The following is a 24,574-nucleotide window of genomic DNA, read 5'->3' on the forward strand; positions in this document are numbered from 1 at the left end:
ATTTAGATTTTTACGAAGCTAACCATTTATTGGTCGCGCGACTTTTTATTTTGTTTGCATAGCGATACAATCTCTGTAATCCGCTTCTGTCTTGTCTCATCCCGTTTGGCTTGGTGTAGCCAGTAGAGATAGTTTTTTCTATAACTATTGGCAAAACCTTGATAATTAATATAGGCCACTTTCTCCTTGTTGAAGGCATGTTTCAAATCCTCTGGGATTATTCCATTTTCAACATCATCCAAGGCCTTCCAGGAACCATCAATTTTTGCTGCTTTAACTTTTTCCAGTCCACTGTGGTGCATTTTTCCTGCGGCGGTAAGCTCTTTAATATATTTTTTGTTCAGTTTACTCCAAACGCTTTTGGGTTTTCTTGGGCAGAAATATTGCCGTCGTTTACCTTCGCCTAGACTTTTAACGGTGCTATCTATCCATCCATAGCAAATGGCAACTTGCACGGCATCTTCCCATCGCATACTGTCTTGTTCATTTGCCACCTTGTAAAAAATAAGATGCACTCCAGAACTGCTGGCATGATGATGTTGTAACCAGGCCCGCCATTCACTACTTGTTTTAAAGTAAAATTCTTCAATTATTTTCAAAAATCATATTTTTTTGGAGTCTATATAGAAATTTTCATCCACACTAAACGATTGTACTGTCTTTTCGAAGGTTTTTGATTTCCAGTCCGCTGTGGGGTACAACCACTCATTAGTGCCATTTATATCTACCTTGATGGGCATGTCAAAACCACCAATAATATTGATATATCTAAACCGCAATTGTTTGCCCTTCAGTGTATACTCCAACAAAGGTATTTTAATTGTACGCAGGTACTGGTCAAAAAATTGGGTAAGGTCTATGCCCGACTTTCTGCTGATATAATCCTCTATTTGTTTTGTGGTTACGGTTTTATGGTAGAATTCGGTATTAAGCCCTCTAAGGATAGTCCGCCATTTTTCGTCATCTTCCACTAACTGCCTCAAGGTGTGCAACATATTTGCACCCTTATAGTACATATCTCCAGAACCTTTTTGGTTTACGTTATAGGTGCCAATTATAGGGCTGTCGTTTTTAATATTGCCCCTAGTGCCAATAACATAGTCCGATGAGGCCTTTTTACCAAAGTGATAATCCACATATAAGTTTTCCGAATAAGCCGTAAAACTCTCGTGTATCCACATGTCAGCGATATCCTTGTAGGTTATATTATTGGCGAACCATTCATGACCAGATTCATGGATAAGGATAAAGTCGAATTTAAGTCCCCAACCTGTTTTTGAAAGGTCATTGCCCAAATATCCATTCTTGAATTGATTGCCATAAGTAACGGAACTTTGGTGCTCCATGCCAAGATAGGGTGCTTCAACCAACTTATATCCATCTTCGTAAAAAGGGTAGGGGCCAAACCAATGTTCAAAAGCTGCCATCATTAATGGGGCCTGTTTAAATTGTATTTTTGCTTTTTCCAAGTTGTCCCGAAGTACATAGTAGTCCATGGTTAATTTTCCCTTTTCCCCTTGGTAACTTTCTCCAAAATGTACATAATCACCTATATTTATATTTACCCCATAATTGTTTATGGGATTGGCTACATACCAATGATAGGTATTGCTGTCTTTATGCTCTTCCACTTTTAAAAGCCTACCATTAGAGACATCCAATAGCCCTTTTGGGGTTGTAATACTTATAGCCATGCTATCCACTTCGTCGTACATATGGTCCTTGTTTGGCCACCACACACTGGCACCCAAACCTTGACAGGAAGTGGCCACAAAGTGTTTGCCATTGTTGTCTTTTTTCCAGGAAAAACCACCGTCCCATGGTGCACGAACAGCTTCTTTAGGATGTCCGGAATAATAGACCATTACTTCATTGATGTCCCCCTTGAGCTGCGGTTTTTGTAGGGCGATAAAATGGGCGTTTCCGTTCGATGCTATTTTTAAGGTTTCACCATCTTGAATTGCTTTTTCAATAATCAAAGGCGGTTGCAAGTCAATCTGAAGCAGCTGTTTCTCTTCCAGAACGGTGTAACGAATTAGGTTGCTGCCTGAAATGAATTTCTCATCGGGCTGCACCTTGACATCCAAATGATAAAAATTAAGGTCCCACCAAGAGCGCTCTGGGGTAATACTGCCTCTAAGGGAATCCTGTTCCGTATAATTTTGGTCTTGTGCAAAGGAGGAAACCCCTAAGGCCAATAATAATGCTAAGGTTATTTCTTTCATTTTAAAAGGGATAATAATTTTGTCCATGACTTTTCAAAGGCCATAGTATTTGGGCCATAAGCCTCTTCGGCCCCTCTTCTCATAAAAGCATGTCCGGCCCCTTCGTATATATCAAAGGTATATGGGTTTCCATATTCTTTCATTGTTTTTTCTGTATCTGGAATGGTCGCATTTACCCTATTATCAGCTCCTCCATAAAAACCATAAATAGGGGATTTAATATTTTTTAAGGTCGATAGGTCCTTGGGAGCCGTACCATAATATACCATTACACTTTCCAACTTAGGGTTTTTTGTGGCATAGTTGAAACTTTGAGACACGCCCCAACAGAATCCCACAAGAGAAACTTTGCCATTGCTCGATGGGTCATTGTTTATATAGGCGTAGACCATATCCAAATCCTTGTTTACTTGCTCTTGGTCCAGGGCATAGATGGCTTCCCTAACTTTGTCCGGATTTTCAAAATCACTAGTTTTATCAATACCCTCAACAGTATTGGATATTAGGTCTGGTGCAATGACCAAAAACCCTTGGCCCGCCAACTCGTCCGAAAAGGTCCTGGCCCAATCATTTAAACCCATATTTTCATGGATCAGAATAATTGCCTTGGTAGAAGTATTACTTTCCGGGTATACTACAAAAGCCTTTAAAATACTACCATTGTCCCTTTTAAAATCCACCCACTCCTGATGTCTTGGGGATTCGGACAACTTATTAAATTCTTGGGCCAACAATAGCCCTGGAAATCCTATCAATACTATAAGTATTTGAAAATTTATCTTCATATAATCTTGTTCTAACTGCCTTATATTATCTTAAAATAGCATTGGGGAAAACCACTACACTTTCAAAGCCATCCTTGCCTACGGCAGACACCCCAAAGAAAAAATTGTCCAACACCACACCCTCCAAGGAATATTCCGAAACATCGCCTACAAATCTACTGTGGTCCCAAGTTGGGGAGGTGGTATCTCTCCAATAAATTTTATATCCAACAGCTCCCGGAACCTTGCTCCATTGAAACTTGGCAGAAGGCTCAACGATTCCCCCAATTTTCACCTCTTTGGGAGCGGGAGGTGCCCAGGCCAAGGAGGCCAGATTAATTGCATTTGCAGCGGTTAATTTCTTGGCATATTCAAAATTAACATGCTCCAAAACATCGCCATAGGCTATTCCATTTTCTACCCTTATGTCTTGGTGTTGTTGGGTATAATTTTCATGGGCTTCCATTATCCTAATTCCGGCGTACCCGGCATCATTAAAAGGTCGATGATGCCCACCCCGTCCAAATCTATCCAACCTATAGATCATCATGGGATTCATTTCCGGCATATATGTCTTTACGTTCTTATGAACGTAACGTGCCAATTGTCTTGAAATTCCGTCCACTTCTCCGCCATAAAATCGGCGCATATTTCTTTCCCTTTCCGTTTCGGTCGGAGGTACGGGCTCAGAAAAAATTCTAAAATCGGTATTGCTAATAATTCCATCCACCCCTTTAATATTTCCGATCATGTCGTTATTGAATATCCCAATAATATCCCATCCCTTTTCCTTGGCACTCTTTACCAGACCCTGCCCTCCAAAAAGTCCTTGTTCTTCACCTGAAAGCCCAAGGTATATTATACTATTCTCAAATTTATATTGGGAAAGGACCCTTGCGGCCTCTATGGTACCGGCCATACCACTGGCATTATCATTGGCACCGGGGGAATCGGAAGTGTAATTGTTGGCATCGCTGACGCGCGAGTCTATATCCCCGCTCATAATTATATAGCGGTCCGGGTATTTCGATCCTCTTTGAATGGCCATAACATTAACCACCCATACATCCCTTGTTATTCGATTGTTTTCATCCTTTTTCACCAAGTCCTTTTGAAAGGACACTTCAAGGCAATTATTGCAATTGTTGGAAATCTTATCGAACTCGCTCTTGATCCATCGCCTTGCTGCGCCAATACCCCTAGTATTGGAAATCGTATCGCTCAGGGTGTGCCGTGTACCGAAATTTGCCAATGTGGTAACGTCATTTTTTATCCTTTCGGACGAAACCTTGTCCATTATTTCATAAATGCGCTGGTCTGTCTGGGCCAAAAGGGCATATGAAAATAGAAATATATATATGGTAATTAATTTATGCATTAGTCTTAGATTAGGCTTGGTAATTTACGTTTATCCGCAAAAATAGATCCTTAATTATTTGTTAAGTCCTCCTTTTAGCATCGCCAATAATCCGAGTATCGGACCAATGGCCAAGAAGGTAAAAATATAGCCCGGATCTATATTTTCCACCAAGAAAGTTAGCAACTGTATACTGATTATACTTACACTGAAGCCAATGCAATTCACAAGCGTAAGTGCCGTTCCTTTCAATTGTAAAGGTACTGCATTAGCGACCAAAGTGGAGAATTGGGGCGAATCTGAAACTACAAATATTCCCCAAAGGCAAAATACAAGTAGGAAAAGGTAGCTGGGCAAAATAAAAAACAAAGGAGAAGTTATGCACAGGAACCCAGAGATCAGCAAGGAAACCATCGCTACTTTCCTACTGCCCAATTTAAGAGAAAGATGTCCGCCAATGGCACAGGAAACTCCTCCCAGGGCAATAATGGAAAATGCCCACATGGAAAATGGAAGTTGATCAAGATGAATGGAATTGTAGGTTTTTATGGCAATGGGAATAAAGGCCCAGAAGGCATAAAGTTCCCACATATGGCCAAAGTAGCCTACTGCTGCTTTTTTAAAGGCAGGAATTCTAAATAGCGCTATTCCGGCTCGTAATTGCAAATTCTTGCTTGGTTTTCTGTACGGGCCATTGGGGACTAAAAAAAGCATGGATGCACCCCCGAAAATAGCGAGTAACGAGGTTATTTTAATTACAACAGTGTAGTCTTCACTCAATTCCAAACCCTGAAGCAAATGTGGAAAGGCGGTGCCCAAGACCAGTGCGCCTACCAAATATCCCAAGGCCTTGCCCAATCCCAGTTCATAATAATCAGCTGCAATTTTCATTCCCACCGGGTATATTCCAGCAAGAAAAAAACCGGTACCCAATCTGGCTAAAAAGAGAGTTGTGTTGGTAATTTCATCTGCCAGTAGTACCGCGTTGCAAAGGGCAGCTAAAAAGGCACAGATCATAAAAATTTTGGAAGGTGAATAGCGGTCGGCAATCATCAATAGGGCAAAAACCAGGGTACCGATAATAAAGCCTATTTGTACTGAAGAAAGCACATAACCAATAATTGCTGTCCCCAAGCCGGTTTTTAAAATTAGATCATCAATTACGGCATTCCCTGCAAACCACAATGAGGTACACGCAAATTGCGAAATAATGATGACAGGCAGTATAAAGTGCTTTTGCTTCAAGGCAGTGCCATTTTTTGGAAATGGGCAATAGGGTATATATTGGGTCAAGATCAATTAAAACAACCTACCATTGGTACAATATGGCTCTTCTTTATTTTTTGGGTTGATCAACAAAATGTTCAAGTAAATTCCTAACGTTCTTAATGTTGTCCACATAGTACCTGGCCTGAGTTTTTTGTCTTCCTACTTTTACGGTAATGGCGCTATCCGGTAATTCCTGGAACATAAATTCATCGGTCCAATCATCTCCTATGGCAAAGACAAAATCATATTCCTTTTGGGAAAATACGCGCATAGCAGCACGACCTTTGTTAACATTGCTGCTCTTTATTTCAATTACCTTATTTCCGTTCAGTATACTCAAATCGTCATTGGCAATTAAACTGGTAAGCACTGTGTTGAGTTCTGTAGCCCTTTTTTGTCCAAAATCTGGATCGGTCTTTCTGTAGTGCCATGCGAGCGAATAGTTTTTTTCCTCAATAAAACTTCCGGGAGTCCTGTCCACAAAAGATTCCAGTACGGGATGAATTTTTTCCATCCAATCCCTTTTAACATTTTCCAACATTCTGAACTCTTCTCCGTTCTCAGAGATCCACACCCCATGTTCCACGATCATATTATATTTCTTTGGTAAAAACCATTTGGTAAAAGTGTCTTTGTCGCGACCACTAATTAAGTATAAATCGGTATTTTTCAATGCAGACAGACGGTCCAATAAATCATACAATTCCTTATCTGGATTCGCTTTTTGTGGATCACCGTGAAAGCCGGCCAAGGTGCCATCATAGTCTAGAAATAATAATCTTTTTTTCGCTTTTCCAAAATTGTCTGTTATAACTTTCAACACATCTGCGGACAACTTGTGCGACTTATAGGAATGGTCTATTTCTTTTTGGTTTTGCAGGGAGGTCATAAAGTCATTGGCCCATTTCTCTACATTATATCTTTTCAATCTTTTTTGTAAAATTGAATTTCTTGCTTGCTGCTCTTCTACAGGCATATTTATGGCTTCGTAGAGAGCATCTGCAATTTCTTCAAAATTATTGGGATTAATGAGCAATGATTCATTCATTTCGTTAGCGGAACCGGCCATTTCACTAAGGATTAGTACACCGGTTTGATCAGTTCTTGTGGCAATATATTCCTTGGCCACTAGATTCATTCCATCCCTAATGGGTGTTAACCAGGCAATATCACTGGAGGTGTAAAGATCTATAAGGTTTTCGAAAGGCATGGACCTATAAAAATACCAGATTGGTGTCCAGCTTACAGTTGAAAATTCCCCGTTGATCCTACCCACCAACTCATCTATTTCTTTTTTTAGCAATTGATATTGCGGCACATTTGATCGGGAAGGCACAGCTAGGACAATAAGTCTAACCTTTTCCTTGTACTGGGGGTATTTGTTTAAGAAATACTCAAAAGCATTCAGTCGCTTTGCAATTCCTTTGGAATAATCCAAGCGATCTATGGACAAAAAGAACTTGGCATCCGGAGCGGATTCTTTGTGCATATCCAGTCTTCTTTGTAATTCCGATCGTTGGCCAGATTTATTTTCATCGTGTTTTTTCGCAGCATCACTAAATTTTTTATAATCAATTCCCATGGGAAAGGAATCTACTTTTATAACACGGTCTTCTAGATGGATGTCATTGAAACTTACTTCCAACCCCAACAATCGCCTTACCGAGCTTAAAAAATGCCTTTCGTAATCATAGGTGTGAAAACCAATCAAATCCGATCCCAACAACCCCATTAGAACTTCTTTACGCCAAGGTAAGGTTCTAAATATCTCATAGGAAGGGAAAGGAATGTGCAAAAAGAAGCCAATGGAAATATTGGGACGTTTTTCCCTGACCATTTGGGGTACCAGCATTAATTGGTAATCATGTACCCAGATAGTGTCATTGTCCCCTGCTTTTTCCAAAATGGCATCCGCAAATTTCTGGTTTACGGCTTTATAGGTATTCCAGCTTTCAAGCTCAAATTCTGAATATTCCAAAAAATAATGAAAAAGGGGCCAAATGGTGCGGTTGCTAAAGCCGTAATAAAAACCATCTACCTCTTCGGAATTTAGATTTACCTTTGATGATCCGTGCTTCGCCAATGCCTTGTCAATTTCAGGGGCAAGTCCGTCAGGAATTTCTTCGTCCGTTAATCCGCTCCATCCAATCCATAGACTATCACCTCCTTTGTGGACAGATTTCATACCAGTTGCCAAACCACCCACACTTGGTATTGCGGTGATGTTTCCATTGTCAATTTGTAATTGTACGGGTAGTCTATTTGAGATTATGATAGTTTTGGCCATAATTTGACATTTTTAAGTGTTAATCGTATTTAATTTCCCTAAATTTCGGTAAAATGATGTGTAAAACCTACTAATTAAGGTTATTTAAAGGACAAAATAGAATATGGATAATTTAGACTACGGAATAATAGGAAATTGTAGAAGTGCTGCATTGATTTCTAAGAATGGTTCATTGGATTGGTGTTGTTTGCCAGAATTTGATTCCTCTTCCATATTTGCAAAAATTCTTGATGATGAAATAGGAGGTAGTTTTGAAATTTTGGTGGATGATACTTACACTATAGAACAAAAGTATATTCCTTTGACCGCTATTTTGGTAACCAGCTTTTCAGATGGCAAAAATACTTTTGAAGTTCAAGATTTTATGCCCCGCTATTATAAGCAAAGTGGTGGCTACAATGCGCCACCGGAAATTATACGATATATCAAGCTAATTTCGGGCAAGCCGGTGTTTAGGGTATTGTACAATCCCAAATTGGAATATGCCATGGGAAAAACAAATACCTATGTCAAAAAAAATTTTATTGCCAGTTTAACCCATGAGGTAAAGTTCGATACCTTTTTTCTTTACACTTCCTTTAATAAAGAAGGAGTTCTGGCACAACGGGAAATAGTTTTGGAAAGCGATGGCTATTTTCTTTTGGGCTATAATGAAAAGATATTGGAGCCAACCTTGGAAAGGGTTTATTTAGAATTGGAACGTACCAAGGTCTACTGGTTAAATTGGTCCAGCAAGACACCTACGTATAAGAAATATGATTCCGAGATAAAAAGAAGTGCCCTAACCCTAAAGATGTTGAGTTATGACAAGTCCGGGGCTGTTCTGGCCGCTGCTACCACCTCACTTCCGGAAACCATTGGTGAGGTGAGGAATTGGGACTATCGCTTTTGTTGGATCCGGGATGCCTCCATGGTAATTAAGGTGGTTGGTCAATTGGGCCATAAGAATATAGCCAAACGGTATTTACAATTTATCATTGACCTTATTCCTGATAAGGATGAGAAGTTGCAAATCATGTACGGTATTAACAAGGAGAAAAAGTTAACGGAAGAAACTTTGGATCATTTAAAAGGGTACAAGGGTTCCAAACCTGTAAGAATAGGAAATGCGGCTTACAAGCAGCGGCAGAATGATATATATGGTATCCTGATGGATGTTATTTATACACAATTGGAGAAATTTAATACGGAAATAGAGAATGGGGAGGAGCTTTGGGGAATTACCAAAGGCATAGTTTGGATTGTAAATAAGCATTGGCAAGAGGCTGATAAGGGGATATGGGAATTTCGTACAGAGGACAGGCATTTTACGTTTTCAAAAGTGCTCTGTTGGACGGCTATTGACAGGGCAATTAAAGTGGCCGAACTTTTTGGCAAGCAGCGAAAATTGGATAAATGGCGAACTTTGGAGAAGGAAATTCGGGAGGATATACATAAGCACGCCTGGAATGAGGAAAAACAGGCATTTACCCAATCCTATGGATCGCCACATTTGGATGCCTCGGTTTTATTAATGGAATCTTATGGATTTATTGATCCCAAAGATTCTAAATATGTAAGTACGGTGCTGGCCATTGAACGAGAACTATGTAATGACGGACTTCTATATCGTTATAAAAATGAAGATGATTTTGGATTGCCATCGTCCTCCTTTACTATTTGTACTTTTTGGTTTATCAATAGTCTATTTAAGATAGGTCAAGAAGAAAAGGCCATGAAACATTTTGATCAATTATTGAGTTACAGTAACCATTTGGGTCTGTTTAGTGAGGATATAGATTTTAAGACAAAGAGGTTGTTGGGTAACTTCCCTCAAGCATATTCGCATTTGGCGTTGATTGAATGTGCTATGAATTTTTCCAAAAAACACAGTGAAATGGAAATTTTGGAGTCACTTAATGATCACGATAAATAATAATGGACATTATTTAGGCACATCGGCCTTAAATAGGTTGTGTCATGTGCAATTCCAGAAATCTTGTCTAATCTTTTAGAATTTTTCAAACACCCCCAAGCCAAATAAGGCAAAATCATATTTTACGGGGTCATGGGGGTCCAATTTTCTAAGATTTGCATCCAATTCGGCCAAGGCCTTACCGTCATTCTGTTTACGTTGGATTAGGCCTAGTTTACGTGCTACATTTCCGGAATGGACATCCAACGGACATGACAGTTGCGAAGGTTTAATTTTATTCCAAATACCAAAATCCACTCCGGTGTTATTATTTCTTACCATCCACCTTAAAAACATGTTTATACGTTTGGCGGCAGACCCCTTTAGGGGGTCGGACACATGTTTAGTGGTCCTTGATAAATGGTCGAGTTCAAAGAAGATGGTCTTGAAATGTGAGATGGAAGATTGTAGGGATGTTAAATCACTTTTCACTGCGAATAGGTCCTCAAGCCCCGAATGACATTTGTAAATGTTATTCAGACTGCGTATAAAATACTTAAGGTCTTCACCGTTGAAAGTTCTATGTACAAAGCCTTGTAGTTTTTCAAGATCTTGCTCTTCATGGTTCATTACAAAGTCGAAAGGGGAGGAGTCCATCATTTCCATCAGTCGTTCTGCATTGTTTATGATGCTTTTTCTGTTGCCCCAAGCAATGGTGGAGGTTAGAAAGCCACTGATTTCTATATCTTCTTTTTTAGTAAATCTATGCGGAATTTGGATAGGGTCCGTTGATAAGAAATCGGGTCGATTGTATTGTATTACCTTGGCGTCCAAAAATTCTTTGAGTTCTTGGTTTGTCATTCCAAAGGGATTTTTAAAAGTTTATAAAGAAGGACAGGCGAAACAAGAATGGCATTGTAAGTGGCGTGCAGACAAATAGACCACCTTAGCCCCAATGTAACACGGACGTAACTTAAAAACGCTCCTAAAATTAACTGCGGTAGTACTAATAAAGGCGCAACATAATAAATCTGCTTGGTCATTTCAAAATTGGATAAATGAACCCCTGCAAACAACAAAATGGAGAGGTACAGAATGTATTTGAAATATTTATTGTTCCTGAACCAAATCAGGGGGCCTCTAAAAAGCGTTTCCTCAACAATAGGAGCAAGAACTGCAGCCATAAAAAATAAGGAAATAACAGAATATTTTTCGAGAAAGGTTTCAATGGCATGCTCACCAAGGTCAATGCCCAATAGGCCTATCAACCATTCATTAAATATGGCAACAACCAGGCTCAATATGATACCCCAAGCAAGGAGGGCAGAAACAATTTTCAGTTTTAACGGATTTTGGATATGGACTAACCTAACATAGATCGGTGCTTTTATAAACCTCCATACTTTATAAAGTATTTTCATCGCTTTATGGAGCCATCCACCATGGTCAGCTTTCTGTCCGCCATATTGGCCAATTCTTCATTATGAGTGACAATAACAAAAGTTTGCCCAAATTTATCTCTGAGATCAAAGAACAACTTGTGAAGATTGTCGGCACTTTCAGAATCCAAATTACCACTGGGTTCGTCAGCAAAAATAACAGAGGGGTTATTCACCAAAGCCCTAGCCACAGCTACCCTTTGTTGCTCTCCACCCGAAAGTTCATTAGGTTTATGTTGTAATCTATGTGAAAGTCCCAAAAATTCCAAAAGTTCTGCGGCCCGTGTTTCCGCTTTGTCTTTTTTGGTTCCTTTAATAAAAGCGGGGATACATACATTTTCCAAGGCGGTAAACTCTGGCAATAACTGATGGAATTGAAAAATAAATCCAATATGACTATTTCGAAATTTGGCCATTGCCTTGTCCGAAAGTTTCGTTACATCCTCTTCATTAATATGAAGGGTACTGTCATTTTTATTGCTTTGTGTATCCAAAGTGCCCAGTATTTGCAAAAGGGTTGTTTTACCAGCACCTGAGGGTCCTACAATGGATACCACCTCTCCTTTTTGAATGTGAAGGTCAACTCCTTTAAGTACCTGGAGTTTGCCGTAGTATTTATTGATATTTGTAGCCTTGATCATCGTTTTTAAATATGGGTTGAAAGTAAACATTAACGCGAAGAATACAAAATGGTTTTACTTACCCATGTCTTTTCCAAATTGTTCCAATATTGATATTAGCCACCAATTTATAATTGCTTAATGCTGATTTAATATTTTTTTTGTAATTATAAGGTAATTATTATATTGAGATTGCGACGAAATGAGTCCTCTTTATAAAAAGGAAATAGTAATTTAGTTTTTAATCTGTAGGGTTTACGAACCGATTTAAAATAAATTTAGGACTAGGAATTTATGAAACAATATAGAAGTTTGGAAGAATACAATTTGGAAATTACCGATGAGGTAAAATCAAGATATTCATCGATTATTAATGAAATTGGAGAAGACCTCACTAGGGACGGATTGGTAAAAACACCAGAGAGAGCTGCGAAGGCAATGCTTTTTTTAACACAGGGCTATAAGCAGGATGCAGTAGAGATTCTCAAGGGAGCCATGTTTAAGGAGTCTTACAATGAGATGGTAATCATTAAGGATATTGAAGTGTATTCTTTGTGCGAGCACCATATGCTGCCCTTTTTCGGTAAGGCCCATATCGCTTATATTCCCAATGGACATATTGTTGGTCTGAGCAAAATACCCAGGGTGGTCGATGTTTTTGCACGACGCTTGCAGGTACAGGAAAGATTGACCAATGATATCTTGGAATGTATAAATAATACCTTAAAACCACAGGGTGTAGCTGTGGTCATCGAGGCTTCCCATATGTGCATGATGATGAGAGGGGTGCAAAAGCAAAATTCGGTTACAACGACTTCAGGATTTAGGGGTCAGTTTGAAAAGATTGAAACCCGGAACGAGTTTTTGAAATTGATCAGTTCAAAATTGTCATAATACAATCCCGGATAATGGTATAAATGTTTTGGCATCCTATTTGATTTGAAAGTCGTTGTAAATTATTATTTTTAAACATGTCCACATTAAAAGACCATAAACTTAGGAACTTATTTTTAGGATTGCTTTTTGATGCAATAGGAATGCTTTCTTTTGTTATTCCCGGTATTGGTGAATTTTCAGATATTATATGGGCACCAGTGGCCGGATGGCTAATGACCAAATTATACAAGGGCAAGATAGGACGTGCTGCAGGTGTAATTACATTTGTGGAAGAAATGTTGCCCGGTCTGGACATTGTTCCAACCTTTACTATAATGTGGTTTTATACCTATATCTTCAAGTCTTTCAAAAAAGAAAAATTTATATCAGCCAAGTAATTGGACTATCAGGCTTTAATGGAATGAGATAGGCCGATCTCCTTTTAATTAGTGACTATTGTTACTTACAATTACCGATATCTTTCTTAGATTTATCTTCTATTACAATTTAAGTTAAATGAAAAGAAGAAATTTTGTCAAAAAAATCAGTTTAGGTTCTTTGGCTGGAATACTGGGTATGGAAATTGTTTATGGATCTAAAATACCGGAAAACTATACCTTATTGGGGCTTCAGGATCCAGATCCGTTTCAAATGTTCAATAAGGATATGGAAATGGTTGTACTGAATAGCCAACCATGGAATATGGAGGCTGCGGCCCATTTATTGGACGACAGGATAACGCCCAATAAATATATGTTTATCCGGAACAATGGGTTGGTCCCGGAAAATATCAATATAAAGGAGTGGGCCATTACGTTCGATGGGGAATCGGTAAAAGCAAAGAAGACTTTTACCTTGGAAGAACTAAAATCCAAATTTACCCACCATACCTATCAACTTACCGTGGAATGTGGAGGAAATGGCAGAAGTGAATTTGATCCGCCGGCCAAAGGGAACCAATGGACTATTGGTGCCGTTGGTTGTGCTTCATGGACTGGGGTTCGTTTAAAGGATGTATTGAAAGATGTTGGGATAAAGGATGACGCCGTTTACATTGGCTATCACGGGGTAGATCAACATTTAAGTAGGGATCCGCAAAAAGAACCCATTTCCAGAGGTGTACCAATGTCCAAGGCCTTGCAGGACGAAACATTATTGGCTTTTAAAATGAACGGAGAGGATATTCCCTTGGTTCACGGATATCCATTGCGTTTGGTATGTGGCGGTTGGCCCGCATCTACCTCCGGTAAATGGGTCAATAGGATCAGTATTCGAAATATAGTCCATGATGGAGAAAAAATGACGGGATCGTCCTATAAGGTTCCCTGTCATCCTGTAGCTCCAGGAGATGAGGTTAAGGACGAGGACATGTGTATTATAGAATCCATGCCCGTAAAATCCCTGATTACCTTTCCCAAATCTGGAGCCATTATTCCAAAGGGTAATAAACTTAATATAAGAGGTCATGCTTGGGCCGGGGAATTGGAAGTCTCCAAAGTCTCCTATTCTATCGATTTTGGGGCCACTTGGTCCAATTGTACTATGGAAAAGCCGGCAAACAGGTTAGCTTGGCAGCATTTCAAGGCCAGTATCAATTTTCCTAAAACCGGATATTACGAAGTATGGGCAAGGGCTACGGATGCCAATGGAGTAAGTCAGCCCATGTTGTTGCCAGGTTGGAACCCCAAGGGATACCTTAATAATGCATGTCATAGAATAGCGGTAAAAGTTAGTTAAATGAACAAACAGGATAATTTTAGAAAACAGCTTAAGTCCTTTTATGGTGTTTTAGTGGTTTCCTTTGTCATGGTTTTGCTTATTGGAGTTTTGGGGATTGCCTACATGATAGATCCATCTGCTTTTTCTTTTAAAGGGGATGCACCCAATTCTGAAGTAATTAGCACAAAGGTTGACGATGAAGATTGGGATAAGATCGAAAATGGCATTCACTTAAGAACCGGATTTAAGGACGGAGAAGGTTTAATGACTGTAGTTAACAATTGTACCAATTGTCATTCCGCCGAATTGGTGATACAGAATAGAATGAATGAAGAACGATGGGTAGAGACCATTCGTTGGATGCAAAAAACTCAGAACTTATGGGATTTGGGGGATAACGAAGGAGTTATTATAAACTATTTGGTCACTAATTATCCCCCAATAACTAAGGGTAGAAGGGAAGCGTTGACCAATATAGAATGGTATCCATTGAAGGAGGAATAGGGTAGTGGTGTAATGTAAAGGCAATAGATCTTGGGAAAATATTTTGAAGCTTTCATTAATGCGTTTATAGGTACTGCGAATTGGACATGGAAGTCCATAATATTCGAAGTGCCCTGGTATACCAATTATTTCTGGGGTTTGATAATTATCTCCCTTGTCGTTTGGATGCTGGAAATTTTGTTTCCATGGCGCAAAGAGCAATCTATATTCCGTAGGGATTTTTGGTTGGACGCTTTCTATATGTTCTTTAATTTTTTCCTTTTTTCCATTGCAATAAGCGGCTTCTATAAGCTATTGGGATTACTCTTTGGAGATTTGGGAATTAAGCAAAGTAGCTTGGCCATATTGGATATGTCACAATTTCCTTCCTGGGTTCAATTATTGATCTTCTTTTTGGTTTTGGATCTTGTCCAATGGTTTACCCATATTCTACTCCATAGATATAAGTTTTTATGGATATTCCATCAAATACACCACAGTGTCAAGGAGATGGGTTTTGCCGCCCATTTAAGGTATCATTGGATGGAAAATGTTTTGTACAAACCTTTGAAAACCTTTGGGGTCATGATCCTAGGGGGCTTTGAACCGGAACAGGCTTATATAGTCCATTTTTTTGCAATAGCCATCGGTCATTTTAATCATGCCAACATAAAAATTACTTGGGGACCCTTAAAATATATTTTAAACAATCCTGTAATGCACCTGTATCATCACGCGCACGATTTGCCTGACGGGAAATACGGCGTGAATTTCGGAATCAGCCTAAGTCTATGGGATTATATTTTTAGGACCAATTATATCCCTGAGGACAGTGGTACCATTGAATTGGGCTTTAAGGGAGATGAAAAAATTCCGAAATCTTTTTGGAAACAAATAACCTACGGCTTAAAAAATTATAAGCCGTAGGTATTTCTTATGATTGGAAAATTGTTGCGCCTTATTTGGGATAAAGTCGCCTCTTTGACAAACGACTTTTATAATAAAATGTTTAGGCCAACAAAAACAGATCTTCCCATATTCAAAATATCATCACTTTTTAGACGGGATAGATGGGCAATGTATTTTTTATCCAAAAGGTTATTGGCACTAATGGTGATATTCATAGATTTTTTTAAAAATTGGATATCCCCTCCTAAGCCGGCATTTAAAAGGGTGTAGCCCGGTGTAACTGTTTCAAAAGTGCTTACTTTTCCCTGCTTAAAGCTGGTATTCACGGAAACAAACGCATTGGACCTAAGCCACCATCCTTTAGTGTTATTGAACTCCACCCTTAAAGTATTGGTCAATTTATTGGCGGGTATCAAAGGTAGGCCATCACCGGTCTGCAATTCACCGAACACCGTTTGGTAACTACTTTCAATATGTAGCCAATGGTACGGGTGCGGGTGCAAATGAAATCCAATTTCCCCTCCGTAAAGTATGGCATCTTGTTGCAGATAGTTGAAAACAGGGGTTTCATCCATAATGGTTCCACTGGGTGCTATGTAGATATAATCCTTTATACTGTTGTGAAAACCATTAATAGAAAATTCATAATGTTCATTTTGAAATTCCAATGCTAGATCAATTTGAAGGTTTTGCTCGTTCTTGAGATCTCTATTTCCAATTTCAAATCTGTTGGTACCTTCATGGGTGCCATAGGAAGTGAGTTCCGCCAAATTGGGAGCCCGGAACCCTGTAGCCACATTGATTCTACCGGTGAATTGTTCGGAAATATTGTTCTTGTAACCAATGGCACCATTAAAACTATTAAAGTTACGTTTTAAAGGGGCAATATATCCTTCTTCCCCACCAATACCATAGGCCTTCCCGTCAATATTCCTATGGTCATAGCGCAATCCCATTTGAAAATCGTTGTTTTGATCCAGGTGAAAATGGGTGGTCCCCAAAAATCCTATATCTTGGGTAATTGCATCCGGAATTAAAATCTCTTCCCCTAAATTTTTATTGGTTTGATATATTCCTTGAACGCCAACAACAGTTTCAAACTTGCCCGATTTAGGGAGATGGTACAGTACGTTATAATTGAAGGTATTAAGCTTCATGTGCAAGGCAGCTTCTTCATGGGCTTCATGATCTTCCTCGTCCTCCTCATGATCTTCTTCGTTTTCCTCATGGTGATGGTGGTCTTCGTACTCCTTACGGTTATTACCAATGTAACCTAAAGTGATGTCCAAATTGGAGTTGTTGAAGAATATTTTGGAGTTGGAGCTCAAAATGTGGTTGTCCAATTTTTGATAAGGTAAATCTGGTGTTCTAGAAGTGGTTTGCAAGCCCACCTCTTCCGGAATCCCCAAATTGGATTGGTTGTAATTGTATCTGATATCACTTTTAAAAGAGGTTGCCTGATACCCCAATCCCGCTTTTAAATCTTTCTCGTTGAACCGGGAATTGGTAACCCTATTGCCATCCCCGCCTAAGTAATCAACATGGTTATTGGTTGCCAATCGCAAAAGGTATTTTAATCTTCCTTCTGAGGTTCTTATTCCGGCTCCACTGCTTATACCTTGGGTGTTGCCATTGTAGTTGAAATTTATATCGCCCTCCGTACTATTGGGTGCCGCAAATTTTTCCGGGTTTAAATAAAGTACTCCCCCCATAGCATCAGATCCATATAAGAGGGAAGCGGGACCCTTTATTACCTCAACACTTTCTATTCCTGCTTCATTTACTCCTAGACCATGTTCTGCACCAAACTGCTGGTTTTCTAACCGAATACCTTGTGTGTAAACCAAAACACGGTTGGAGGTAAGCCCCCGGATTATTGGTTTTCCAATTCCCACACCAGTAGATACCACGTCCACCCCGGGAATGGCGCCTATACCTTCCACGAGCGTTGTGGCTCCTTGGGTCTTAAGGGATGAAAGTTTTGCAAACTCCACCTTCATAACGTTTTCACGCTGTAATTTATGGAATGGGGTAGATACAATAACTTCTTCCATTTCAATGGCACTTGGGAGCAATAAAATATCCAAGGTATTACTACCTTTTTCTATTGTGATATTTCCGGAAAATGTTAGGAAACCGATATAAGAGGCAACTATTTTATAGGTCCCGGTTGGTAAACCTTCAATTTTGTATTCCCCGGTACTATCGGTAACAGCGCCCTTTTCCATTTGTGGAAAATATATGGAGACCTGTTCCAATCCTTCCTGGTTCTCCTTATTACTTATATTCCCGGATAAGGTATTTTGGGAATTCACTGATATATATGTCAAAATGCAGAGCAATGACAGAATTACATTTTTCATTTAAATTTTTTTATAGATAACGGTGAGAGCTGCCTAGTGGCAATCCACCTCCAAAGTATTGTTTAATATTGCTTGGACTTATAGGGTACCCTTATAAAACTACCAAGCGTCCCTAATATAAGACCGTATACGGCTTGGGGATAACACAATATGTTTGCACCGGCACTTGGTTAATATGGCGTTTTATGGTCACACAGCAAGCATGTCCAAGGTTATATAAGTCTGGTGAAAATTTTTAAATCGCGGATGGAGGGCCTCTACGGGAGAAATGAAGTTTTTGATACTTGCTTAAAAAATTATAGAAGTTTATAATTTTTTTTGATTTTGGCAATTCTGAATATGATCTGAATTCTTGTTGTAGATGAGCTACATAAGGTGTGATATTAAATTTATGAAGATCACAATCCAATTCTACCTCATGAATATGTAGTTTACCTTTTTCCTTACAAACAAAGGTATGGTGCTCAAAGATGGCATGTTTTAATTTTAATACTGAAGGAAGTAATATTAAACTGACCAGGAGGGCAGCCATAAAAGAAAATAGGATATTTCTTAAATTTATCTTCACCCTTCAAATCTAGTGGTATGCTAGCAAAATGTTTGTTAAGAAAAATATAATTTATTTAAGAATGAAGCCTAGGCCCATACGGCTCAACATCTTCTTTTCAAATTCCCAAAAGAATTTGAACTGGCCAAATATCCAACCGTAAATAACCAATAGGAATTGATAAATGGGAAAAATCAATAAAATTCGAAAGAATAAATAAATTAGACCACCCCAGATAAAATCGGGAGAAAAACTTTCCCTATTCAATCCAATCCAATTAAGAAAGGGTTTGGCAGCATAAACGGCCGATGAACCTGTAATGGAGAATACTATAAAAATTATCGTTAGCTGCCAATTGGAGCTTACACCCCAACGTTGTTTTAATTTCTTCATACATAAATAAAATCACAACAAAGATAACTTTTTATACACGAGGAACAAATGGTCCCAATCTTTGATTGTATTTGCGTTGGAAATAAATAAAGTAATTAAATAGTTTATAATTCACCTCATAACCGTAATCGGTATTGGCGTCATAATCGATCGGCAATTCATAAAGGTTGGAATTATATCTATAGGGTTGCCTCGCCCTTTGGTTCCACTCCAGGACATAAATTCTATTTCTATTCTCCAAATAGGATTGTGAATAATAACCTTCCGGCTTGGCAATGCTCTGTAGCCAAAAGTCGAACCCAGGCTCTATGATAATAATTTCATATTCTGTTTTATCATCCTTGATAGTGATAGTGTCTCCTTCAGATTGGGAAAAGGCCGCCTTCTCATCATCTGAAATGGAAAGTGCTGTCTTGGTACTATTACAATTTGCCAAGGATAAAATAAACAGTACAAGAATGCCGATAGTAAATATATTCTTTTTCATTGCGCTTATTATTTTAAGATAATTACAAAAACTTGGATGATAATAGCTTTGTCGTAAAGCTCTATAATTCATTACACACCCAATTCTTTCTTTAAGGTACAAAAAAAGCCATTTGAGTAACAAACGGCTTTTCATATACTATGTTAAAATTGCTATTTTCCAAAAAGCCCACCAAGCAAGCCTCCAAGGCCACCTTTCTTTTTGCCAGTTCCCATGACCATGCCTGCAACATCATCCAAAACACTTCCATCTCCATCGGCATCCAACAATGTTGTAATTAGGCTCTGATTCTGTTGTGGCTGTCCGCCCAACATACTGCCCAACAAAGTATTTAGGCCATTGGCATCGTTTACATTGCTTTGGGCCTTTTGTTTTCCTAAATACGCCATTACCAATGGAGCGGCAATTTTTAGAATATCGGCCACAGCACCAGCGTCCAATCCGGATTTTTGACTTAAAGCATTTTCTACATTGGCCTGTTTTCCTCCAAAGACATGCCCAAGTATTCCAGCACCATCCGCCATAACCGATTGATCTACACCACCTCCGAATAGTCCTCCAAGGTTATCCAATAGTCCACCATCGTGTTTGGACGATAGGGCACTCATAAGGCCTTCGGCCCCTTTTGGGGAAGAGACGTTTTTTTTCATGGCACCTAATAACAATGGCATGGCCATACTTAATACGTCGGCTGTTTTGTTTTCTGGTTGTCCCGTTTGACCAGCAACCCCACTGATCAACTGTTTGCCCATTGGGCTACTCAATAAATCCAATAATCCTGACATTTTTATAGTAATTATGGTTAGAAACTAATTTTCTTCAAGGTACAAAAAAGAGTTTAAAATAGGGAGGTATTCGGATTGTACATTTATTTGTAAAGATCTATAATTTGGGACGCCAGTTCCAACCCGATCCTATCTTGCGCCTCCTCTGTGGCAGCTCCAATATGGGGGCTTAGAGAAATATCCGGATGCATTAAAATCCGTAATTCCGGGATAGGTTCGGATTCATAAACATCCAAGCCAGCAAAGGCTACCTTCCCACTTTCCAAGGCATCAACAAGGGCTACCTCGTCCAAAATGCCTCCACGGGCAGCATTAACGATACCAACACCGTCCTTCATTAACGCAAATTCTCTCTTTCCAATGACATATGATTTTTGGGCAGGAACGTGAAGACTAATAAAATCGGCCGTTTTCAATAAGTTTTCCAATGGAGTACTGCTAAGCTCAAAAGAAATTGATCGGTTGTCAAAAAATGGTACTGTTACGGTGGCCTCATCCAAAAAAGGGTCTGTAAAAATGACTTTCATACCTATCCCCAAAGCTATTCTTGCAGTGGCTACGCCTATTCTCCCGAATCCAATAATCCCCAAGGTTTTACCCCTAAGCTCAATGCCTTTGGCATAGGCATTTTTAAGTTTCTTAAAATTACTATCCCCTTCCAAAGGCATGTTTCTATTGGCGTCGTGTAAAAACCTCACCCCGCTGAACAAATGGGCAAAGACCAATTCCGCAACAGAGGAAGAGGAAGCTTCAGGAGTATTTATTACATGTATATCTTTGGATTTGGCATAGTCTACATCTATGTTATCCATTCCAACTCCACCACGTCCTATTATTTTTAAAGCAGGACAAGCATCTATAAGTTCTTTTGTTACTTTCGTAGAACTTCTAACCAATAGTACCGAAACCTTATTTTGGTTGATATAGGCAACAAGTTGTTCTTGGGCCACATTGACTGCCAGAACTTCGAAACCGGCATTTTCCAAGGTCTCCTTACCACTTTTTGATATTCCGTCGTTTGCTAAAATTTTCATTATACAGTCTAATTGTTAAATATTAAATATTAAATATTAAGTAATGGAATTAAATCGACCGTAATGGAAAATTTTGGTAATTATATTAGCGATTTGCTCTATATCTTCCCGATATTCATCAATATTGGCAGATATAAACAAAGTTCCATTAGCTTCTGTTGTTATGCTTTCCGCTCCAATTCGCTCATTACATCTACCAAAGTACCAACACTGTCCAACGAAAGTGCATTGTACATAGAGGCTCTATAACCACCAACGGAACGATGTCCGTTTAATCCACTTATACCAGCTTCCTTGCACATCCCATCAAAAACATCTTTCAGCTTTTCCTCGGCCAAGGTGAAAGTGGCGTTCATATTGGAACGGTCCTCTTTATGTGCATACCCTTTAAACAAAGGATTCAAATCTATTTCTGAGTACAGCAGCTGTGCCTTCTTTTCATTTATCTCTTCTATGGCAGGAATTCCACCTAGGTTTTTTAGCCATTCCAGGGTTAACATGGAAACGTAAACAGGAAAAACTGCAGGGGTATTAAACATGCTTTCTTTGTCTATATGCACCTTATAATCCAACATGGACGGGATTTTTCTGCTTACTCTGCCCAAGATTTCTTCTTTTATCACCACCAAAGTAGCCCCTGCTGGCCCCATGTTCTTTTGGGCCCCGGCGTAAATAAGGTCAAATTGTGAGAAATCCAATTGTCTGGAAAATATGTCCGAACTCATATCGCAAACCAATGTGGTACTTGTTTTTGGAAATTTCTTTATCTGTGTTCCAAATATGGTGTTATTGGACGTAAGGTGCAGGTAATCCAGGTCGTTGGGGATGGTGTAACCTTTGGGGATGTAACTAAAATTCTCGTCTTTGGATGAGCCAACCTCAATTACCTCTCCAAAAAGTTTAGCTTCCTTTATGGCCTTATCGGCCCAAGTACCGGTATTGAGGTATCCTGCTTTTTTTTCCAATAAATTATAGGCCACCATTAAGAATTCCAAGCTGGCACCTCCTTGTAAGAATAAAGCCTGATAGCCTTTTCCCTCCAAATCCAATAACTCCAGGGCCAAAGACCTGGCTTTATCCATAACGGCTACAAAATCTTTACTTCTATGTGAAATTTCAATAAGGGAAAGTCCCAAACCATTAAAATCCAATACGGCTTCAGAAGCTTTTATGATTACGTCCTGTGGCAAGATACAAGGGCCGGCACTAAAATTATGTTTTTTCATTTATTTCTTTTTATGGTTATTCAAAGATTAATTCCTATCTCGGAGCTGTTAAAATAATTAATGCCATACTTTGGAGGTAATTATCTTAATTATTTGATTATCATTAATCTAGGTTATTGTTGTTATTGAAATATTGTAAAATCCAGCTTTTTATGGTTCAAGGGTTAAAGGTCATAAATATTTTAGGAAGATCGGCACTGACTCCAAAGATTATTGCACTATGTTTTCAACAAAAAATCAACAGTATCTATATTGTCGGCATAATCGTTTAATGACGGTTTTTGGGTTTGGCCAAAAGGTATCTCATCTGCCAAGAAGCCATTGGACACTATGCATTGAATCTTATCCTGTTCTTGGGATAGTCTAATTTTTAAATCTTCCAAGGAATCATAGAACTCATAAAAAACGGTGGCTATGGGAGAGGCATAGTTATTATCCTCCTTTAGCATTAGGAAACCATTTTCCAATATCTTGAACAAACTCATTAGGTACACGGCCTTGTTATAATCATAATTATTGGCGTATTTATGATGTTCAATGATGGTATTGAAAGGGTAAACAGCTTTGAATAGGGAGTCAAAATTGAAATCTTTGGGCAAAAATAATTTGGAAACACTTCTGCAGCCCAATCCGTAATACCTGAAAATATCCTCTCCCAAAGCTGTTAGCTCTTCCTTTGTTTCATTACCACTAAGGACGGCCGTAGAATTTCGATTTTTCCTAATGATATTAGGTTTTTTTCCGAAATAATGCTCAAAATATCGCGATGTATTGTCGCTTCCCGTTGCAATTACGGCATCAAAATCTTCCAGTTTGCCATCTTCAAAAGAAATCTGGTCCTTTAAGGAAGGTTCCACTTCAATTAAATATTGGGCAACACAGGGGAGTAATATTTTGTCATTGGAGGAAAGTTTTATAATGGCCTTATTTCCTGTAATGAGAGTACATAAAAAATCATGGAAGCCCACCAAAGGAATATTGCCGGCCATAATCAGGGCAACCGATTTAGGCCTGTTTTTATCCACTTTATAGGCCGCTAACCAATTTTCGAGCTTTGAGGGTGTCAGTAATTCCGCCCAACTATCTAAACTAAATAAAATATTTTCAGGGGTAAACCAACCATTCTTATGTCCGGCCAAGATTAGTATTTCATCGAATTTAATTAACCATGCATGCTGATTATCATCTATTTGAGTTTGGTTTTTCGCATATTTGCAATATTCTTTGAAAAAACTACCAAGTTTAACAAAAGCATCAAGTCTATGTCTAAGGTCAGTCATTATATTTGTAAAAGATTTTATTAGGCTTTACCTTTGTACAAAAGTATTGATACTGAAATTAAATCAGCATAAAGAAATAGAAAAATATGGCAATTATAATAACAGATGAGTGCATAAATTGTGGAGCTTGTGAACCGGAATGTCCGAATACTGCAATTTATGAAGGTGCGGACGATTGGCGTTACAGTGACGGAACCCTTTTAAAGGGTAATGTAGTACTGCCCAATGGTAAAGCAGTTGATGCCGATGAGTCACAGGAGCCTGTAAGCGATGAGATATATTTTATTGTACCAGATAAGTGTACGGAATGTAAAGGTTTCCATGATGAGCCCCAGTGTGCTGCTGTTTGTCCTGTAGATTGCTGTATCCCGGATGACGACCATGTGGAGTCTGAAGAAGTGCTTTTGGGCAAACAACGTTTTATGCACCCTGAATAGGTGATTTAATTATATTTTTCAGCAATCCCTCTGCAGTTTTATGGGTTGAATATTTATTCTCCCATAGGGTATTTGGGAGGTTTTAGAATGTTTAAACCTTGGTAATAAGGGTTGTTGAACTTTAACGTAATAAAAAAGGTTGCCATTATGGGCAACCTTTTTTGCATTGTAGTGTTTTGT

At 38.9% G+C, this 24,574-nt stretch carries 23 protein-coding genes; 7 read left to right on the forward strand and 16 right to left on the reverse strand.

All coding sequences use genetic code 11. The annotated features are described in order from the left end of the window. Nucleotides 1–26 precede the first annotated feature (26 nt). From CWD91_RS11705 to CWD91_RS11730, 6 genes are all read right to left on the reverse strand, one after another. Nucleotides 27–599, reverse strand: a complete 573-nt coding sequence (locus CWD91_RS11705) for a YdeI/OmpD-associated family protein (RefSeq protein WP_103441144.1) — start codon at nt 597–599, stop codon at nt 27–29. 3 nt (nt 600–602) lie between these two features. Then, a complete protein-coding gene (locus tag CWD91_RS11710) occupies nt 603–2,225 on the reverse strand; it encodes a M1 family metallopeptidase (RefSeq protein ID WP_103441424.1) in 1,623 nt (540 codons plus the stop codon). After that, nucleotides 2,222–3,010, reverse strand: a complete 789-nt coding sequence (locus CWD91_RS11715) for a dienelactone hydrolase family protein (protein ID WP_103441145.1) — start codon at nt 3,008–3,010, stop codon at nt 2,222–2,224. The genes CWD91_RS11710 and CWD91_RS11715 overlap by 4 nt, the downstream gene beginning before the upstream one ends. 25 nt (nt 3,011–3,035) lie before the next feature. Next, nucleotides 3,036–4,367, reverse strand: coding sequence for a M28 family peptidase (locus CWD91_RS11720; RefSeq protein ID WP_103441146.1), 1,332 nt, complete (start codon nt 4,365–4,367; stop codon nt 3,036–3,038). 54 nt (nt 4,368–4,421) lie between these two features. Beyond that, nucleotides 4,422–5,591 (reverse strand): MFS transporter, encoded by a 1,170-nt coding sequence (locus CWD91_RS11725; protein ID WP_103441425.1) that lies wholly within the window; start codon nt 5,589–5,591, stop codon nt 4,422–4,424. Between the two features lie 91 nt (nt 5,592–5,682). Continuing rightward, the gene (locus CWD91_RS11730; protein ID WP_103441147.1) at nt 5,683–7,902 is read right to left on the reverse strand and encodes a bifunctional alpha,alpha-trehalose-phosphate synthase (UDP-forming)/trehalose-phosphatase; all 2,220 of its coding nucleotides are present in this window, start codon (nt 7,900–7,902) and stop codon (nt 5,683–5,685) included. A 103-nt stretch (nt 7,903–8,005) separates the two neighbouring features. Between CWD91_RS11730 and CWD91_RS11735 the strand changes: the two genes are divergently transcribed. After that, on the forward strand, nt 8,006–9,817 hold the full coding sequence (locus tag CWD91_RS11735) for a glycoside hydrolase family 15 protein (RefSeq protein WP_103441148.1): 1,812 nt from the start codon (nt 8,006–8,008) through the stop codon (nt 9,815–9,817). A 75-nt stretch (nt 9,818–9,892) separates the two neighbouring features. On the opposite strand, the gene CWD91_RS11740 is transcribed toward CWD91_RS11735, so the two are convergent. The 3 genes from CWD91_RS11740 to CWD91_RS11750 are packed head-to-tail and all read right to left on the reverse strand — an operon-like array spanning nt 9,893 to nt 11,876. Next, nucleotides 9,893–10,657: a TIGR02757 family protein gene (locus CWD91_RS11740; RefSeq protein WP_103441149.1), complete on the reverse strand. Its 765-nt coding sequence runs from the start codon at nt 10,655–10,657 to the stop codon at nt 9,893–9,895. After that, complete coding sequence (locus CWD91_RS11745; protein ID WP_103441150.1) at nt 10,654–11,217, reverse strand: CPBP family intramembrane glutamic endopeptidase; 564 nt, start codon at nt 11,215–11,217, stop codon at nt 10,654–10,656. The genes CWD91_RS11740 and CWD91_RS11745 overlap by 4 nt, the downstream gene beginning before the upstream one ends. Continuing rightward, nucleotides 11,214–11,876, reverse strand: a complete 663-nt coding sequence (locus CWD91_RS11750; RefSeq protein ID WP_103441426.1) for an ABC transporter ATP-binding protein — start codon at nt 11,874–11,876, stop codon at nt 11,214–11,216. Before CWD91_RS11750 ends, CWD91_RS11745 begins: the two co-directional genes overlap by 4 nt. A 273-nt stretch (nt 11,877–12,149) precedes the next feature. Here CWD91_RS11750 and folE point away from each other — a divergent pair, with 273 nt between their 5' ends. From folE to CWD91_RS11775, 5 genes are all read left to right on the forward strand, one after another. After that, nucleotides 12,150–12,749, forward strand: coding sequence for a GTP cyclohydrolase I FolE (gene folE / locus CWD91_RS11755; protein ID WP_103441151.1), 600 nt, complete (start codon nt 12,150–12,152; stop codon nt 12,747–12,749). A 77-nt stretch (nt 12,750–12,826) separates the two neighbouring features. Then, complete coding sequence (locus CWD91_RS11760) at nt 12,827–13,129, forward strand: hypothetical protein (RefSeq protein WP_103441152.1); 303 nt, start codon at nt 12,827–12,829, stop codon at nt 13,127–13,129. A 118-nt stretch (nt 13,130–13,247) separates the two neighbouring features. Beyond that, nucleotides 13,248–14,468, forward strand: coding sequence for a sulfite oxidase (locus CWD91_RS11765; protein WP_103441153.1), 1,221 nt, complete (start codon nt 13,248–13,250; stop codon nt 14,466–14,468). Then, nucleotides 14,469–14,954, forward strand: a complete 486-nt coding sequence (locus CWD91_RS11770) for a monoheme cytochrome C (RefSeq protein WP_103441154.1) — start codon at nt 14,469–14,471, stop codon at nt 14,952–14,954. It abuts the gene before it with no gap. A gap of 30 nt (nt 14,955–14,984) precedes the next feature. Further along, on the forward strand, nt 14,985–15,860 hold the full coding sequence (locus CWD91_RS11775; RefSeq protein WP_103441155.1) for a sterol desaturase family protein: 876 nt from the start codon (nt 14,985–14,987) through the stop codon (nt 15,858–15,860). A gap of 68 nt (nt 15,861–15,928) precedes the next feature. On the opposite strand, the gene CWD91_RS11780 is transcribed toward CWD91_RS11775, so the two are convergent. From CWD91_RS11780 to CWD91_RS11815, 7 genes are all read right to left on the reverse strand, one after another. After that, complete coding sequence (locus tag CWD91_RS11780) at nt 15,929–18,205, reverse strand: TonB-dependent receptor (protein ID WP_103441156.1); 2,277 nt, start codon at nt 18,203–18,205, stop codon at nt 15,929–15,931. A gap of 619 nt (nt 18,206–18,824) precedes the next feature. Continuing rightward, nucleotides 18,825–19,145: a DUF6787 family protein gene (locus CWD91_RS11790; RefSeq protein ID WP_103441158.1), complete on the reverse strand. Its 321-nt coding sequence runs from the start codon at nt 19,143–19,145 to the stop codon at nt 18,825–18,827. Nucleotides 19,146–19,176: 31 nt separating this feature from the next. Beyond that, complete coding sequence (locus CWD91_RS11795; protein ID WP_103441159.1) at nt 19,177–19,632, reverse strand: DUF6146 family protein; 456 nt, start codon at nt 19,630–19,632, stop codon at nt 19,177–19,179. A gap of 152 nt (nt 19,633–19,784) precedes the next feature. Next, entirely contained in the window at nt 19,785–20,417 is a 633-nt protein-coding gene (locus CWD91_RS11800; protein ID WP_103441160.1) for a DUF937 domain-containing protein, read from the reverse strand. An 83-nt stretch (nt 20,418–20,500) separates the two neighbouring features. After that, nucleotides 20,501–21,451 (reverse strand): D-2-hydroxyacid dehydrogenase, encoded by a 951-nt coding sequence (locus CWD91_RS11805; RefSeq protein ID WP_103441161.1) that lies wholly within the window; start codon nt 21,449–21,451, stop codon nt 20,501–20,503. A gap of 161 nt (nt 21,452–21,612) precedes the next feature. Then, nucleotides 21,613–22,677 carry a 3-phosphoserine/phosphohydroxythreonine transaminase gene (gene serC / locus CWD91_RS11810; RefSeq protein WP_103441162.1) on the reverse strand — a complete coding sequence of 355 codons (1,065 nt, stop codon included), beginning with the start codon at nt 22,675–22,677 and terminating at the stop codon, nt 21,613–21,615. A gap of 218 nt (nt 22,678–22,895) precedes the next feature. Further along, nucleotides 22,896–23,957 (reverse strand): acyl-CoA reductase, encoded by a 1,062-nt coding sequence (locus tag CWD91_RS11815; RefSeq protein WP_103441163.1) that lies wholly within the window; start codon nt 23,955–23,957, stop codon nt 22,896–22,898. Nucleotides 23,958–24,043: 86 nt separating this feature from the next. On the opposite strand from CWD91_RS11815, the gene CWD91_RS11820 reads away from it, so the two are divergent. Beyond that, on the forward strand, nt 24,044–24,394 hold the full coding sequence (locus CWD91_RS11820; RefSeq protein WP_103441164.1) for a 4Fe-4S dicluster domain-containing protein: 351 nt from the start codon (nt 24,044–24,046) through the stop codon (nt 24,392–24,394). Nucleotides 24,395–24,574 lie beyond the last annotated feature (180 nt).

It is taken from the genome of Arenibacter hampyeongensis (assembly GCF_002909255.1).
GTDB classification, from domain to species: domain Bacteria; phylum Bacteroidota; class Bacteroidia; order Flavobacteriales; family Flavobacteriaceae; genus Arenibacter; species Arenibacter hampyeongensis.

Bases quoted from the DNA above. Each gene is read 5' to 3' on its own strand.
- folE (WP_103441151.1), top strand. From the start codon at position 12,150: ATGAAACAATATAGAAGTTTGGAAGAATACAATTTGGAAATTACCGAT.
- CWD91_RS11795 (WP_103441159.1), bottom strand. From the start codon at position 19,632: ATGAAAAAGAATATATTTACTATCGGCATTCTTGTACTGTTTATTTTA.
- CWD91_RS11765 (WP_103441153.1), top strand. From the start codon at position 13,248: ATGAAAAGAAGAAATTTTGTCAAAAAAATCAGTTTAGGTTCTTTGGCT.
- CWD91_RS11800 (WP_103441160.1), bottom strand. From the start codon at position 20,417: ATGTCAGGATTATTGGATTTATTGAGTAGCCCAATGGGCAAACAGTTG.
- CWD91_RS11760 (WP_103441152.1), top strand. From the start codon at position 12,827: ATGTCCACATTAAAAGACCATAAACTTAGGAACTTATTTTTAGGATTG.
- CWD91_RS11745 (WP_103441150.1), bottom strand. From the start codon at position 11,217: ATGAAAATACTTTATAAAGTATGGAGGTTTATAAAAGCACCGATCTAT.
- CWD91_RS11750 (WP_103441426.1), bottom strand. From the start codon at position 11,876: ATGATCAAGGCTACAAATATCAATAAATACTACGGCAAACTCCAGGTA.
- CWD91_RS11780 (WP_103441156.1), bottom strand. From the start codon at position 18,205: ATGAAAAATGTAATTCTGTCATTGCTCTGCATTTTGACATATATATCA.
- CWD91_RS11820 (WP_103441164.1), top strand. From the start codon at position 24,044: ATGGCAATTATAATAACAGATGAGTGCATAAATTGTGGAGCTTGTGAA.
- CWD91_RS11730 (WP_103441147.1), bottom strand. From the start codon at position 7,902: ATGGCCAAAACTATCATAATCTCAAATAGACTACCCGTACAATTACAA.
- CWD91_RS11770 (WP_103441154.1), top strand. From the start codon at position 14,469: ATGAACAAACAGGATAATTTTAGAAAACAGCTTAAGTCCTTTTATGGT.
- CWD91_RS11735 (WP_103441148.1), top strand. From the start codon at position 8,006: ATGGATAATTTAGACTACGGAATAATAGGAAATTGTAGAAGTGCTGCA.
- CWD91_RS11710 (WP_103441424.1), bottom strand. From the start codon at position 2,225: ATGAAAGAAATAACCTTAGCATTATTATTGGCCTTAGGGGTTTCCTCC.
- CWD91_RS11815 (WP_103441163.1), bottom strand. From the start codon at position 23,957: ATGACTGACCTTAGACATAGACTTGATGCTTTTGTTAAACTTGGTAGT.
- serC (WP_103441162.1), bottom strand. From the start codon at position 22,677: ATGAAAAAACATAATTTTAGTGCCGGCCCTTGTATCTTGCCACAGGAC.
- CWD91_RS11740 (WP_103441149.1), bottom strand. From the start codon at position 10,657: ATGACAAACCAAGAACTCAAAGAATTTTTGGACGCCAAGGTAATACAA.
- CWD91_RS11720 (WP_103441146.1), bottom strand. From the start codon at position 4,367: ATGCATAAATTAATTACCATATATATATTTCTATTTTCATATGCCCTT.
- CWD91_RS11715 (WP_103441145.1), bottom strand. From the start codon at position 3,010: ATGAAGATAAATTTTCAAATACTTATAGTATTGATAGGATTTCCAGGG.
- CWD91_RS11790 (WP_103441158.1), bottom strand. From the start codon at position 19,145: ATGAAGAAATTAAAACAACGTTGGGGTGTAAGCTCCAATTGGCAGCTA.
- CWD91_RS11805 (WP_103441161.1), bottom strand. From the start codon at position 21,451: ATGAAAATTTTAGCAAACGACGGAATATCAAAAAGTGGTAAGGAGACC.